The organism is Enterococcus mundtii (genome assembly GCF_002947535.1).
Classification (GTDB): Bacteria; Bacillota; Bacilli; order Lactobacillales; family Enterococcaceae; genus Enterococcus_B; species Enterococcus_B mundtii_B.
Window position 1 is genome coordinate 72,391 of the sequence record NZ_PUAP01000017.1, and the last position, 13,568, is coordinate 85,958.

Annotated in this window: 13 protein-coding genes; 1 reads left to right on the forward strand and 12 read right to left on the reverse strand. The window is 40.1% G+C overall.

Translation table 11 applies throughout. The features are described 5' to 3' along the window. Positions 1 to 12: 12 nt before the first annotated feature. From CUS89_RS05055 to CUS89_RS05075, 5 genes are all read right to left on the reverse strand, one after another. The gene (locus CUS89_RS05055) at positions 13 to 1,893 is read right to left on the reverse strand and encodes a beta-glucoside-specific PTS transporter subunit IIABC (RefSeq protein ID WP_104871295.1); all 1,881 of its coding nucleotides are present in this window, start codon (positions 1,891 to 1,893) and stop codon (positions 13 to 15) included. 118 nt (positions 1,894 to 2,011) lie between these two features. After that, positions 2,012 to 2,860 (reverse strand): BglG family transcription antiterminator LicT, encoded by an 849-nt coding sequence (gene licT / locus CUS89_RS05060; RefSeq protein ID WP_104871296.1) that lies wholly within the window; start codon positions 2,858 to 2,860, stop codon positions 2,012 to 2,014. Positions 2,861 to 3,223: 363 nt separating this feature from the next. Beyond that, positions 3,224 to 3,937, reverse strand: a complete 714-nt coding sequence (locus CUS89_RS05065) for a class A sortase (protein ID WP_104871297.1) — start codon at positions 3,935 to 3,937, stop codon at positions 3,224 to 3,226. Positions 3,938 to 3,965: 28 nt separating this feature from the next. Further along, the gene (locus tag CUS89_RS05070; RefSeq protein WP_104871298.1) at positions 3,966 to 4,295 is read right to left on the reverse strand and encodes a nucleotide pyrophosphohydrolase; all 330 of its coding nucleotides are present in this window, start codon (positions 4,293 to 4,295) and stop codon (positions 3,966 to 3,968) included. A gap of 391 nt (positions 4,296 to 4,686) precedes the next feature. Then, entirely contained in the window at positions 4,687 to 5,880 is a 1,194-nt protein-coding gene (locus CUS89_RS05075) for an MFS transporter (protein ID WP_104871299.1), read from the reverse strand. Between the two features lie 240 nt (positions 5,881 to 6,120). Between CUS89_RS05075 and CUS89_RS05080 the strand changes: the two genes are divergently transcribed. Then, positions 6,121 to 6,810 carry an N-acetylmannosamine-6-phosphate 2-epimerase gene (locus tag CUS89_RS05080; protein WP_104871300.1) on the forward strand — a complete coding sequence of 230 codons (690 nt, stop codon included), beginning with the start codon at positions 6,121 to 6,123 and terminating at the stop codon, positions 6,808 to 6,810. 311 nt (positions 6,811 to 7,121) lie between these two features. Here CUS89_RS05080 and CUS89_RS05085 read toward each other — a convergent pair whose 3' ends face one another. The 7 genes from CUS89_RS05085 to CUS89_RS05115 all read right to left on the reverse strand — a co-directional run bounded on the left by CUS89_RS05085 (position 7,122) and on the right by CUS89_RS05115 (position 13,561). After that, the gene (locus tag CUS89_RS05085; protein WP_104871301.1) at positions 7,122 to 7,958 is read right to left on the reverse strand and encodes a PHP domain-containing protein; all 837 of its coding nucleotides are present in this window, start codon (positions 7,956 to 7,958) and stop codon (positions 7,122 to 7,124) included. A gap of 41 nt (positions 7,959 to 7,999) precedes the next feature. Beyond that, entirely contained in the window at positions 8,000 to 8,890 is an 891-nt protein-coding gene (locus CUS89_RS05090; RefSeq protein ID WP_104871302.1) for a PhnE/PtxC family ABC transporter permease, read from the reverse strand. Between the two features lies 1 nt (position 8,891). Next, positions 8,892 to 9,689: an ABC transporter permease subunit gene (locus CUS89_RS05095; RefSeq protein ID WP_104871303.1), complete on the reverse strand. Its 798-nt coding sequence runs from the start codon at positions 9,687 to 9,689 to the stop codon at positions 8,892 to 8,894. A 10-nt stretch (positions 9,690 to 9,699) separates the two neighbouring features. After that, entirely contained in the window at positions 9,700 to 10,452 is a 753-nt protein-coding gene (phnC, locus tag CUS89_RS05100) for a phosphonate ABC transporter ATP-binding protein (protein WP_104871304.1), read from the reverse strand. An 18-nt stretch (positions 10,453 to 10,470) separates the two neighbouring features. Further along, positions 10,471 to 11,493, reverse strand: a complete 1,023-nt coding sequence (locus CUS89_RS05105) for a phosphate/phosphite/phosphonate ABC transporter substrate-binding protein (protein ID WP_104871348.1) — start codon at positions 11,491 to 11,493, stop codon at positions 10,471 to 10,473. A gap of 348 nt (positions 11,494 to 11,841) precedes the next feature. Beyond that, positions 11,842 to 12,726 carry a diacylglycerol/lipid kinase family protein gene (locus CUS89_RS05110; protein ID WP_104871305.1) on the reverse strand — a complete coding sequence of 295 codons (885 nt, stop codon included), beginning with the start codon at positions 12,724 to 12,726 and terminating at the stop codon, positions 11,842 to 11,844. Positions 12,727 to 13,117: 391 nt separating this feature from the next. After that, positions 13,118 to 13,561: a cupin domain-containing protein gene (locus tag CUS89_RS05115; RefSeq protein ID WP_104871306.1), complete on the reverse strand. Its 444-nt coding sequence runs from the start codon at positions 13,559 to 13,561 to the stop codon at positions 13,118 to 13,120. Positions 13,562 to 13,568: the final 7 nt, after the last annotated feature.

Consider the following 13,568-nt stretch of genomic DNA (forward strand, 5'->3'; position numbering starts at 1 on the left):
GTCTTCCTCCTTTTATTTTACAATTGCCAGAAAATCTTCATTAGCAATAATTTCTTGTTGATCGAGTTCTAACACATCTGCAAAGTGATCGGTATTCGTTACGACTACAGGGGTGATCACGCTATAGCCTGCTGCTTTTATTTTCTCAATATCAAAGCGGACAAGCAAGTCCCCTGCTTTTACTTTGTCTCCTTGTTTGACAAATGTTGCAAATCCTTCACCATTCAACTCGACAGTATCCATCCCGATATGCATCAAAATCTCTACACCATCTGTGGTTGTCAAACCAACTGCATGACCCGTTGGGAAAATCGTCGTGATCTCGCCATCTGCCGGAGCAACTAATTCGCCCTTCTCAGGATCAATCGCAATCCCTTTTCCCATTGCCCCCGAAGAGAAGACTTTATCTGGTACTTCTGTCAGTGGTAAGACTTTACCAGTCAATGGACTTTTCAAATTGTGACGTGCTGTGCTGATCGTATCCCCTGTTGTGGTTTCTGTGGTTTCTGTTGCTTCTAATTTTTCATCTTGCACTTCTTCATCAAAACCGATCAAGTAAGTACCGACAAACCCAAGGACAAAAGCAACTGCTGTACCGATGATCGCCATGGTTACACTTGATTCAAGTGCTGGATCAGTACTGATAAATGTTGGGATCGTAAGTAAACTGATCAAACCACTAGAGAATGCTTTTACGCCAGCAAACCCAATGATTCCTCCACCAATACCACCGGAAATGCAGGCAACGATAAATGGTTTTTTCAAAGGTAAAGTCACACCGTAAACAGTCGGTTCAGTGATCCCAAAGAACGAAGTGATCATTGAAGAGATCCCTAATGAGCGTAATTTTGAATCTTTCGTACGTAAAGCCACACCTAATGCTGCACCACCTTGTGCCAAAATTGCTGGTAAAAGCATTGGCATCAAGACATCAAAGCCATATTGTTCGATATTCAAGAAGATGATTGGCACAAAGCCCCAGTGCATCCCGAACATCACTAACACTTGCCACATACTACCCATGATGACCCCAGCAACTAATGGACTAAAGCTGTAAATCGAATTGAATAATCCACCTAACGCATTACCGATAACGGTTCCAATTGGTCCTAACACTAAGAATGTCAAAGGCACCATGACTAACAAGACGATCATTGGCACAAAAATCATTTGTAAAAATTGTGGAATAACTTTCTTCACAAGTGGCTCAAACTTACTTTGCACCCAAACCGCTAAGATGATTGGAATAACAGAAGAAGTATAGCCTGATTGAGACAAGATCACTGGGAGACCAAAGAAATCAACTGCAACGCCTGATCCTGCTAATTGCGTGATCGTTGGATAAACTAATGCCATCGCGATTGCTACTGACAAAAATTGATTGGTCTTGAATTTCTTCGCGGCTGTAAATGCCAACATCACTGGTAGGAAAGTAAAGACTCCATCTGCTGCTGCAAATAAGATTTGATAAGTGCCACTATCTGCTGCCAACCAACCGAGAACTGTCGCCAGTGATAAGAAACCTTTCAATATCCCAGCAGCTGCCATAGCACCTAAGAACGGGGTGAAAATACTTGAAATAATATCAATCAAGCGGTTCAAAGGATTTTTACTTGTATCCTCACTTTCTGAACTTGCCCCTTCTCCTAAGCCTTGTTCATCAACAATTGCTTGGTAAACATCAGATACATTACTTCCGATCACGACTTGATATTGTCCACCACTTTGAACGACTTGGATGACATCTGGATCATTTTTTAATTTCTGTGTGTCTGCAATCGACTCATCTTTTAATTTGAAACGTAATCTTGTTGCGCAGTGCACCAAACTATTGACATTTTTTTCTCCACCTACGGCTTCCCAGACTCTCCGTCCTACTGCTTGATTATCCATATTCTTTCCTTCTTTCTTTTTGATAAAAATAAAAAACCTAGATTGAAAAAACGGTCACGTGATGAGACGTGTCCATATTTTCAATCTAGGTTTTGCCTGCTTGATCCAGTAACAATCCTTATGATTGGGTTTGTTTTTCAGTTACTACACGTTGGATGTGGATCGTCAGGTAGATTTGCTCTCCTGGACCCATCTCTTTTTGTTGCGTTTGTACAAGATACTCATTGATCCGTTCCACACAGCGAAACGCTTTAGGATACTTTCCTTGGACAAGGGCATAAAGAAATTCATCTTTTTCATCCGAAGTTTCATCTTTTAAGTATCGTTGTGTGAAAAATTGTAAATGTGTGATGATCCGTTGATAATTCAAGGAATCTTCGTCAAAGGCGATGCCGAAAAATTTACTGATGATACTTAAGATATCTCGCACCATTTTCGTTGCCGCCATCGTTACTTGCATGTCGCCATTTCCTTGTTCACTATTGACGAAATGAAAGGCTATGAAACCTGCTTCATCCATTGGTAAAGTCACACCGAGCTTTTCTTCAACAAGTTGAAGGGCTTGTTTGGCAGCTCGATATTCTTTAGGATAAAACTTTTTTGTTTCAAATAATAAAGGATTCGGTAATTCAATGTTTTCCTTTGCTCGGCTGATCGCATAATGGATATGGTCGGTCAGTGTCAAATAGATGTTTGGCGACAATTGGATGTTTAGTTGTTCTTCGGCAAGGTCGACGATCTGCTTCACCAGCTCGACCTCTTCTAATGGGACATCTGCCATCAATTGTTGGAACTGATGCGTAGTAAAAGAATCTTTTAGTACAAATTCTTTTTGGATCGATTCTTCAGAGATCGTATCGCCTGATTTTTTTTGAAAAGCAAGACCTTTTCCCATGCAGATGATTTCTTCGCCTAATTCATTTTTTGAAATGACGACATTATTATTCAAGACTTTTTCTATGACCATCTACATCGACCTCCCAACTAAAAAATAAAAAAACCTAGAATCCGCCCGTAATTACTAGCTGAATTCTGGTTTTGCCTGCCGAACAGTAACAATCCGTTGTTTAACTACATTTACTATACCACTATTACATTCGTTATGCAACCCTTTTCATAGTTTTTATTTTTTCAAAAGGAGAAGAACTTTTAATATCTTGTAACACTGAATCCAATATACATGCGATGAGAGTAACGAAAAAGGATAGAAATGAACGAGCCATTTCTATCCTTTTTCCTCTATTGTGATGTTGATGATCAGAATATGAGAAGCTATTTTTCAATTTCCTATCTTACTGCTCAGATCAAAACGTTTTTCTCACAACCTCTTCTAAAACGTTCTCGTTGGCATGTCAAAGGCGTTTTTCATTTCTTGGGTGGCTTCTTTCATTGGTGTGATGCTTTCGAGTTCTCCTTGGACGACTAGGCGTGTGATGGCATCCATATCGCCACAAGTGATCAAGGTGATCAATTCTTTTCCTTCTTCAATGTTCAATAATTCTGTTGCCGAAGGATCGACTTTTTCTTTGAATGTTGCTTTGTACGTGTAGACATTTTCTAAATCGACGATATAGATCTTGTCACCTAAGTTTAGATTTTCTAATGGGGTAAAAAGTAATTCTGGGTTGTTGGCGCGGTGACTTGCTAAGGCGTAGTTGCCTTTCCCCATTTCTTGCTCGGGGTCTAATGTCCCTGCACCGTACAATAAGTTTGCATTATCTAACCCTCTAAAAATCGGTAAGTTGATTGAAACGGACGGGACGGCGATACTTCCAATGACTGGTAGATCTGGTCGATTCAATTGGGCTCTTAGCACCGCTTCTGAACTCATTGATTCAACTGAATCAAAGTCAAAGTTTGCCTCTTTTTGATTATTTTTGACAATATCGTCACGAGTCACATTCGCGATTGCGTAGGCATCTCCGGTATTTTTAACGAAGAAATCTTTGATCTGTTCATTGAAAATCAAGGCTAGTCCTACTAATAATAGTAGAAATAATAGAAAATTGACTAGCCACTTTTTGACTCTTCCTTTCTTATTCATGTATCTTCCTCCACTCTTGCACTATCTGTCATAGCTCCGTATATTTTTCTTTGTTGTTTTTACTTTTTTCTACTGGGTACTTCTGATTGTTTTTTTCTAATTTTTCCTCAATGATCGTATCAATATCTAAGTTTAGATTATCCGCCATCATATAAGAATATATCAATACGTCGGCTAGCTCTTCTTTGATCCGTTCAAGCTGAGTCGTTGTGACTTCTTCTGGTTGCTTCCATTGAAATAGTTCTAATAATTCTGATGCTTCTAAAGAAATCGAAATTGCTAAATCTTTTTCATTATGAAATTGTCGCCAATTGCGATCATCTCTAAATTGGTTGATTTTTGCCATGCTTTTATCCATTGATCTTCTCCTATTTTTAAATCAAGCTAAATTAATCATACCATGTTTAAAGTAAAAATAGTTTAGACTTATTTTAATAATGTTTTATATTTTTTACCATGCGGAGAAAATATGCGTATTATTTTTTCATCAAGAATAAACGACAACTTGAATTTCCACAATGCCTTGCTATTTCAAATCATAGGTACGTACTTTATGTAATGGGCATAAGACACTAGTCATCTTATGCCCTTTAAAACCGAATAAACGGTGTTCCAGAAGCTGACCTTCCACAATAAGCTAGACAATTGTAAAACATGAAAAACTATTTTTTTCTTACTGCTCAGGTCAAAACGCTTCTGTCACAACCTCAATCTGGTATTTTGATCAAAGTCCCCCTTTGATCTATCTACTATTGCTGTAAACTTGTTTTCAGATCTCTTACTCCTGATAAAGTCATCAAGACAAGTAAACTGATTAAATAAATCCCACTTAGAAAGAGAATAACAGCCGTTAAACTATAATGGTCCATTAGAAACCCGATCACGATCGATGAAAAACCTCCTACTGCTCGTCCTAGGTTCATGATAAAGTTATTCGCTGTCGCACGGATCTCTGTTGGATACAAACTACTGATGATTGCTCCATAACCTCCATACATTCCGTTGATGAAGTAACCTACGACTACTGCTGCTGCGATCAAGCTCCATTGACTGTGTGCAAGTACGAGTAAAAAGACAGACAAAGAGGAACAAATCAGGAACATGCCAAATGCACGGGTTGGACCAACTTTATCCATGATGATCCCAAAGGTCATCATCCCTAATGACATCCCTAAAATTGTGCTGATCATCCATAAAGAAGATCCCGATACTGATAAACCTAGTTGTGCTTGCATGATTGAAGGCAACCAATTCATCAAGCCGAAATAACCAGCGATCTGTACAGTGACCATCAGACTAAGCCCTGTCGTTTGCCATGCCATGTGTTTCGTTTGGAACAAATGACTAAGCTTTGTCTTTTTCCCAGTTTCTTTTGTTTCTTCAAACGCCTCGGGTTCTTTTAGTCCTTTTCGGATAAATAAGACCATCAAGACCGGCAAGACACCGATGACGTAAAGCATTTTCCAGCCAAACAAAGGAATGATCACCGCTGCTAAGATGGCGGCTAAAGCTGCACCAACTTGTGCGCCGATTGCAGCCACAGAAGAAGCACGACCAATTTGTTTCTTTGAGAAGCTTTCAGAAATCAAAGACATGCATGCACCGTATTCCCCGCCAGCACCGATTCCTGCGATAAAACGAAACAGATAGACAAGATAGATATTCGATGCAAAATACATGAGTAAAGAAGCAATCGAGAACAAAATGACCGTTTGTGAAAATACTTTGACTCTCCCATATTTATCCGCCATCAATCCAAAAAAAATACCTCCAACGAGCATCCCTAAATTAGTGATGGTTGCAATCAATCCTGCTTGCGTTCCACTAATATTAAAAGTTGCGATCATTGAAGATAATGAAAAAGCTAAAAACATAATATCCATATTTTCTAGAGCAATACCCGCCGATGTTGATAATAATACCTTTCGTTGATACTTCGTCATTTTTCTTCCCCTTTTCTTTAAATAACCCTAAATTGTTAAAATCATATCCAAAATCCAAGAAAAAATCAAGAACTTTTTCAGTATATGCGAAAAAAGTTTGACACTTCTTTTGTAAACGAATGATTTTTCCAATGGAAGATGCGGTGAATAAAGCCCTTTCTCTTTACACTCATGAAAGCGGATGCTATATTTCTTGGTAGAAATGGCTTACTATTGGTTTCAGATTGGAGTTTTTGACAAATGGACAAACAAGAATTTTTAGAACAGATCAGTCATGGATTGATCGTTTCTTGCCAAGCATTACCTGGCGAAGTTTTTTATTCAGAAGAAGGTGGTTTGATGCCTTATTTTGCACTAGCTGCAAAGAAAGCTGGCGCAGTCGGTATTCGAGCAAATTCAGTCAGAGATATTTTAGAGATCAAAGAAAAAGTTGATTTACCGATGATTGGTATTATCAAACGAGATTATCCACCTGAGAAACCGTTTATTACTGCAACGATGAAAGAAGTCGATGAATTAGTTGCAACTGGCGTAGAAGTGATTGCACTTGATTGTACCCTGCGTAAACGTCATGATGGCTTATCGATCAACGCATTCATTGAACAAATCAAAACGAAATATCCTCATCAATTATTTATGGCAGATATTGCGACCTTTGAAGAAGGAATCAATGCTTATAAAGCCGGGATCGACTTTGTTGGAACGACATTAAGCGGTTATACCGAAGAAAGTGAAGAGACAGAAGGGCCTGATGTGGTGTTGATCAAACGCCTTCTTGAAGCAGATGTGTGCGTGATTGCAGAAGGAAAGATCCACACACCACAACAAGCCAAGGAAATCCAAGCGTTAGGAGTTGCTGGTATCGTGGTTGGCGGCGCCATTACCCGACCACAAGAAATCACTCAACGATTTGTTGCTGCGTTAGATTAAGCGAGAGGTCAGGACAGAGGTTCCTTCTGTCCCCGCCGTTTATTCGGTTTTAGGTGGTGCCAGAAGAGGAATGTCCCTGACACATCATTTTTGATGTTGGTGAAATCTACCAACATCTTTTTTATTTTTGAAGTTTGCTACTTGAACACCATTGATTACACTCTAAGGAAAAAAACTAACTAATACCCTAGATACTTTTTACCTACACAAAAAACGGTCTTCCAAATGTGCAAGGATGAGCGCACGGATGGAATGACCGTCTTTTCAGCCGGGGGGCTAAATAAAATATAGGATAAAAAAGAAAATAACGTTTAGTTTGCTTTCATATGTGCATCTAGTAATAACTCGTCAGGAAATTCACGGACATTAGACATGGCACATTCGCCAAAATAATCCGGTCCGTTCTTCCCTTTAAAATCAGATCCTCCAAAACAGTGGATCTTGAATCGATCAACTAATTCCTGTACTTTTCGTTGGTCTTTCAAACTATGTTCTGGATGATATTTTTCGATACCATCGATACCAAACGAAGCCAGCTCAGGAATCAATTCAAAGCTATTCAGCTTCCCAGGGTGGGCAACGACGGACATCCCACCGCCTAGCTTGATTGCTTGGATCACTTCGTAAACATCGATCATTTCAGTCTCTTCTTGACCGAAGTCATTGTACTTGAATAGTTTACGGTAAAGGTGTCCATCAATGGATGTATCGTAGCCTGCTTTGATCAAGGCAGACATGATGTGTTGCTTGTAAAGAGCCGTCGCCTGTTTCGCAAACTGGCGTACTTGCTCTTCCTTGATACGAAATCCTTCTGTTTGGATACGTTTCAACTGACGTAATGTATTTCTCGTTCGCGCCGCACGCAACGGTTCACATAACTGTTCGATATACTGATAATTCATCAGATTGTATCCCAAGATATGCACCTGTTGCCGGCGTTTGAAATCATAAGCAGTTACTTCGATGCCTTCTATGAAATTGATCGGAGAAGGAGCGAAGACCTGTCGTATGTTTGCTAATCCCGCCGAAGTATCTTGATCTACGACGGACAGGATAGTCATTTGATGCTTTAACGCCAATTTAAGTAATTCTTCTGGTGAACTACTGCCATCTGAAAAACAACTATGGACATGCAAATCTGCTTTCACTTGACGTTCTCCTCTCCTTTTTCCAGTCAATTTCATCTCAATCAAGCGTGAATGATATATTTTTTTCGCAGTCTGATCGCCACGACTTCTAAGATTGCAACCACTGCTAGAATCATATAGACTAATACGCCAATCTCATGGAAATCAAAATAAAAACTACTTGTCATCGCAAGTTGGAAACCCAAGCCACCTGCTCCAGCAGCGGCTCCCACAGCGATCGCATTGGTAAAGTTGATCTCAAAGCGGATAAATAGCCAAGAAAGCAAGGCGGTCATACAAGAAGGTAAAATTGCTTGGAACACCACCTGCCACCAGCTTGCCCCACACGCACGCAATGCTTCGATCACACCAGAATCGATTTCTTCGATACTCTCAGAAAAGACCTTTGTCAGGTAAGCAATCGTGTGGAAAGACATACCAATGATTGCCGCATTCGCGCCCAATCCAATCAAGATCGAGAAAATCATGACCCACAAGATCGTTGGAACCGCACGGATGAAGGACATCACTGTTCGGATCGCGTTTGATAGGCCTGAATGGCTGATATTTCTTGCTGTAAATAACGCCATCAAGAAGGCTGTCACACCTCCAAGCAATGTAGTGATCACCGCTAAACCAACCGTCATACCTAAAGCTTGGAGCAAAGTCTCAAAAGAAAAACGTCCAGAGAGTCTTGGCTGGAGAAAAATCCGTTGCAAGTCTGTAAAAAATTGTCTTGTCGCATCCAGCAATACGACCTCTCCGTAATCCATCGTGAATAAGGTGTAGATCGACACACTGGTCAGTAGAATAAACAAGACCCAAGGGACGATCCGATAGGTTTTCCACACGCGAATACGGATTTTCTTTTTTGAGTTTCGTCTGATTTTTGTCGGCTGGGCTAAGACGGTTTCTGTCACCGCTAATTCAAGTTCACTTTGTCGTTGGACCATATCAATGAATCATCCTCCTAATTTTATTGGACGAAAGTTCCAGTGCGATCACGATGATGACGATCGTCAAGATGACCATTCCTGCCATATCGTAGCGAAATTTCTTATAATAGAGGTCAAATAGAAAACCGATCCCCGTTCCGGTCAATATGCCGACTAATGTTGCATCACGGATGTTGTTTTCGATCATGAACAATATCCAACTGATCAGCTGACCAAAGACCATTGGCAAGACGCCTTGGAAAATAATCGCAAAGTAAGAAGCGCCAGTCGCCGTCATCGCTTCCGTGATACTTCCTGCCACTTCATCGATCGTTTCCATAAACGAGCGCGTCAAGTAGCCGTACGTTGTAAAGGTAATGGCCAAATAGCCGGTAAATTCATTTTGTTTGAAACTCAACAGTAGGACCATCGCCCAAACCACGATTGGGATATTTCTAAAAAAACTAGCAAAGACTCGCGCCACTGTTTTTGTTCCCTTGTTCAGACCAGTTGTCTCTGAACCAATGATTGCCGTGAGCAATGAAAATACTGTGGCAGTCATCGTTGCTGTGATCGACAACAAGACCGTCTCAAGTAATTTAGATAAGATCAATGGCAAGGATTGGATCGAATTTTCCGTTGGGATAAAATTGGTGAACAACCAGACGAAACTCTGGGGGATCGCCGCAACAGCTGCACCAAATTGAAAGCCAACAAATTGTGAAAAGGCAACGTACACCACAACAAAGCTAAAGAGTGTCACAAATAAAAACTGCTTTTTTTTACGAAAGAGATCTTGATTCAGTGTTTTATCCATCCAAGTCCCCCTATACTAACAATTCATCAGACTGATAAATCTGATTGATTTGATTTGTTGTCAGTTCTTCTGGTTTTCCTGAGAAAACAACATTGCCACTGTTCACGCCGATGATCCGATCCGAATAATCGATCGCAACCTCTACTTGGTGAAGATTCACTAAACAAGCAATATCTAATTCTTTCGTCACTTGTTGTAAGTAGTCCATAACGACTTTCGAAGATTTTGGGTCTAAAGATGCGATCGGCTCATCACATAAGATCAACGCAGGACGTTGCATCAATGCTCGGGCAATCCCGACACGTTGCTTCTGTCCACCACTCAATTCATCACAACGTGTATAAGCAAATTCTGATAATCCGACTTTTTCTAGCAAATCGAAGGCTTCCTGTTTTTCCTCTTCATTGTAGACACCGATCGAGCCTTTCACGGCAGACTTGTATCCAAGTCTACCGTGAAGGACATTCTCAACAGCTGTGAGGCGACTGACTAAATTATAATGCTGGAAGATCATACCGATTCTTCTTCTTTTTAAGCGTAAAGGCTTCTTCTTTAGACGTTGCATGTCCTCATCTTCAAAGAGAACAGCCCCTTCATTGGCAGAAATCAACTGATTGATACAACGCAAAATCGTGGATTTTCCTGCGCCAGATGGTCCGATGATCGAAACAAATTCTCCTTTTTCTAGTTGAAAGGAAATGTCTTTTAACGCTTGTTTCCCGTTACTATAGGTTTTTGAAATCGAGTCTACTTGTAATAGCATGGCTCGTCCTTTCTACTTCTAGCGAAGTGGGTCATAGAAACTATCAGTAACTTCAACGAATTGTTCATCCGCTTCTTTCTGATATAGTCCAACAGATTCTGAGTCTTTTGGTGAAAAGATCGCTTCATTATTTGTGACTTCTTCACTCATCATGGCTTGAGTGATTTTATCGACTGTTTCTTCATCCAGATTATCTCTGTTGACAACAAATGGTCCATTTAACACTGGGATCGAATGGATCACACGGACTTTTTCACCTCTTACTGTATCGAATGGTGCCTCTGCATCTGCTTTTACTTGATAAACGACACCAGCTTTATTTTCTTCGCCTTCCACGACATCGAAATATTGAGCCATGTTCATAAATGCTGCTGCATCCGCATCTCCCTTAAGCAAGTTGACGGCAGAGCCTTGATGGGAACCTCCGAAAAGCACTTTATTGAAGAAATCTCCATCGATGATCAATTCATCTGAACTACCAAGTCCAAATTGGTCAACGATTGCTTGACTTGGTACTCTAAACCCAGAAGTCGATGAATTAGAGACAAAGGAAAAAGTTTTGCCTTCGATCGGTTCCAACGTATAGCCATCACCCTCTTGATACTCCGCTGTATCTTCTTCATTGACGACAATAAAACTGTAATAAACAGCATCTTCCAGAGTGCCACTTGCACCCGAATTTGTTAAAATCGCTTGAACATTTTCGTTTTTTCTATTTGCTTCAATATAGCCATCAGGCCCCATATACGCCAAATCTACTTGTCCGTTGGCAATTGATTCGATCACGATATTATAATCAGTACTTATGACGATTTCGACATCTCTGCCTGTTGCTTCTGATACGATCGATTGGATTTCATTTCTTGATTGTTCAAATTCACTTGCTGATTCATTGGGATAAAAAGCAATTTTGATTGGCTCAGAAGAATTTTGACTTTCGCCATCCGCTTGAGCATTAGAATTACACCCAGCTAATAAAAATAAGCCGGTCATGAAAAACATCGCACTAATAAGTTTCAATCGTCTTTTATTCCAAAACATGTGTGGTAAGCTCCCTTGTTTTTTATTTGGTACATCTTTCATTTTATGGACTCAATGTAAATTTCTAATGGACTTCGCGATAGGAGTAGATGAAGATTGTAAATCATTTGTAAAACAAGGGTTCTTTTCTTTGATCAACCAACACCTTGGTACAGCTGCATCTTTTACTGAAATAAATGAAACCCTCAAAAAATCCTCTTAACAAACTCATCCAAAGTTTACAAAAAAGCGCAAAAATAAAGGGTGACTCGACAGATTTGTTTCATCACCGAGTCACCCTTTTCTATTTTCATTCTTTCTCTTCGCTGTTTCAAGTAGTTGGTCTAGTTGATTTTGCTTAAGTTGATTCTAACAATAAACGGATAAATGTGATGGTAATACTTGGATCGTTACTGGAAGTTTTGTTCCTTCATCCCCATCAATATTTGTTGCCAGTTCTTCTTCGTCCACTAAAGAAATCACTAACTTCTCTGCGGTTTGATACGCAAGATTCTCCGTCGTCGCATCAACCCCTTTGATCAAATCAGGTACTGCTTTTAAGGTATCAAAAAATGAGCGGTCTTTTAAATATACAAAATGAAGCTTGCCATCATTGATTTCTGCCTCTGGTAAGAGTGTTTCAAATCCACCGACCGAGTTCGTCAAACCAATCAACAGTGTGCTACTTTCGATTTCTTCCTCTACGCCATCAGCTTCCACCCGGAACGTATAGGATTGGGTATTCGTCAGTTGTTTGAAGCCAGAAATAAAATAAGCCATCTTTCCTAATTTGGTTTTCTTTTCAGGATCAACGTCATTGATTGCTTCTGGGATCGTTCCGATGGCAACGACATTCATAAAGTATTGATCATTGATTTTTCCGATATCTAACGGTTTCGTTTGTTCGATTGAGAATTGTTGGATGGCTTCCTCTGGATCGATCGGCATATTCAACGCTCGTGCTAGATCATTCACCGTTCCTAAAGGGAAGAAGCCAAAATTTGGTCGTTCCTCTTGCTCTGCGAGACCGCTGATTGCCTCATTGACTGTTCCATCCCCGCCCATCGCAAAGACACTATCGACTTTTTCCAGCGCCCCTTCACGAGCAAAATTCGTCGCATCGCCACTTTTTTCAGTGTGCAAGACTTGGACTTCATCAAAAAGCGTACGCAATTTATTTTCTGCCATTTCTTCATATTCTTTTGCTTTTTCTCCTCCAGAACTAGGGTTAACGATCAACAACGCTTTTTTCATACGATTTCTTCCTTTCTAGTTTGTTCTTTCTCTTACAATAACATAAAACAAGAAAATTCTAAGCAATGATGCTACTGGAAAAAGCAACAAAAAAGCGGTAAACTCTGAATCAACAGAATTTACCGCTTCTCTTTTTACACAATTGATTTGACAAAAAAACACTATAACACCAAAATATGCCACTTGCCTCACTAAACTAAAGATATTCGGAAGCACCGGTTATTCGGCTTTAGTACGTTCTTGATCTTCGTTCATGATCCCTTGCATCGATACTTGAAATAAAAAATAAACACTCACTTAAATTGATTATTGCACCTATCCATTTTTACCTGAGACCATGAAGCCCAACCAGCCATAAAACCAAATAACCGGTGCTTCTGAAACACTTCATTTATTGAGATTGCCAGTCTGCTGGATAAGTCACGTAGATAAAGCGTGCTTCACCAGTTACTGAAAACTGGATACTCGTGCTTTTCGGGATCAAGATCAATTCGCCAGCTTTTGCAGAGACTTTCCGTCCATCGATCAATACATCTAACTGACCAGAAATCACATAATCGATTTCATCATATTCTAACGTCCAATCGAAGGTCGTATCGGTCATTTCCATGATGCCGCACCCAAGACGTGGGCTCTCTTGTAATGAAAAGAGATCTTTCGTATACACACGGTCAGCAGGGTTACCTGTATCAAGGCGATCTTCCTCAGAAACGGCCATTTCTGCCAATCTGATCGAAGCAACGCCACTAGGATCGACCTGTTTTGCCGGCATCAATTTTTCCATCACTAATTGTCGTACTAAGTTTTCGATCATTTGACGATCCAATTCTGCCATTTTCGTC

Excerpts from the sequence above, each read along its gene's own strand:
- CUS89_RS05110 (WP_104871305.1), bottom strand. The coding sequence starts at position 12,726 with ATGAAAAAAGCGTTGTTGATCGTTAACCCTAGTTCTGGAGGAGAAAAA.
- CUS89_RS05070 (WP_104871298.1), bottom strand. The coding sequence starts at position 4,295 with ATGGATAAAAGCATGGCAAAAATCAACCAATTTAGAGATGATCGCAAT.
- CUS89_RS05090 (WP_104871302.1), bottom strand. The coding sequence starts at position 8,890 with ATGGTCCAACGACAAAGTGAACTTGAATTAGCGGTGACAGAAACCGTC.
- CUS89_RS05080 (WP_104871300.1), top strand. The coding sequence starts at position 6,121 with ATGGACAAACAAGAATTTTTAGAACAGATCAGTCATGGATTGATCGTT.
- CUS89_RS05105 (WP_104871348.1), bottom strand. The coding sequence starts at position 11,493 with ATGTTTTGGAATAAAAGACGATTGAAACTTATTAGTGCGATGTTTTTC.
- phnC (WP_104871304.1), bottom strand. The coding sequence starts at position 10,452 with ATGCTATTACAAGTAGACTCGATTTCAAAAACCTATAGTAACGGGAAA.
- CUS89_RS05115 (WP_104871306.1), bottom strand. The coding sequence starts at position 13,561 with ATGGCAGAATTGGATCGTCAAATGATCGAAAACTTAGTACGACAATTA.
- CUS89_RS05095 (WP_104871303.1), bottom strand. The coding sequence starts at position 9,689 with ATGGATAAAACACTGAATCAAGATCTCTTTCGTAAAAAAAAGCAGTTT.
- licT (WP_104871296.1), bottom strand. The coding sequence starts at position 2,860 with ATGGTCATAGAAAAAGTCTTGAATAATAATGTCGTCATTTCAAAAAAT.
- CUS89_RS05075 (WP_104871299.1), bottom strand. The coding sequence starts at position 5,880 with ATGACGAAGTATCAACGAAAGGTATTATTATCAACATCGGCGGGTATT.
- CUS89_RS05065 (WP_104871297.1), bottom strand. The coding sequence starts at position 3,937 with ATGAATAAGAAAGGAAGAGTCAAAAAGTGGCTAGTCAATTTTCTATTA.
- CUS89_RS05055 (WP_104871295.1), bottom strand. The coding sequence starts at position 1,893 with ATGGATAATCAAGCAGTAGGACGGAGAGTCTGGGAAGCCGTAGGTGGA.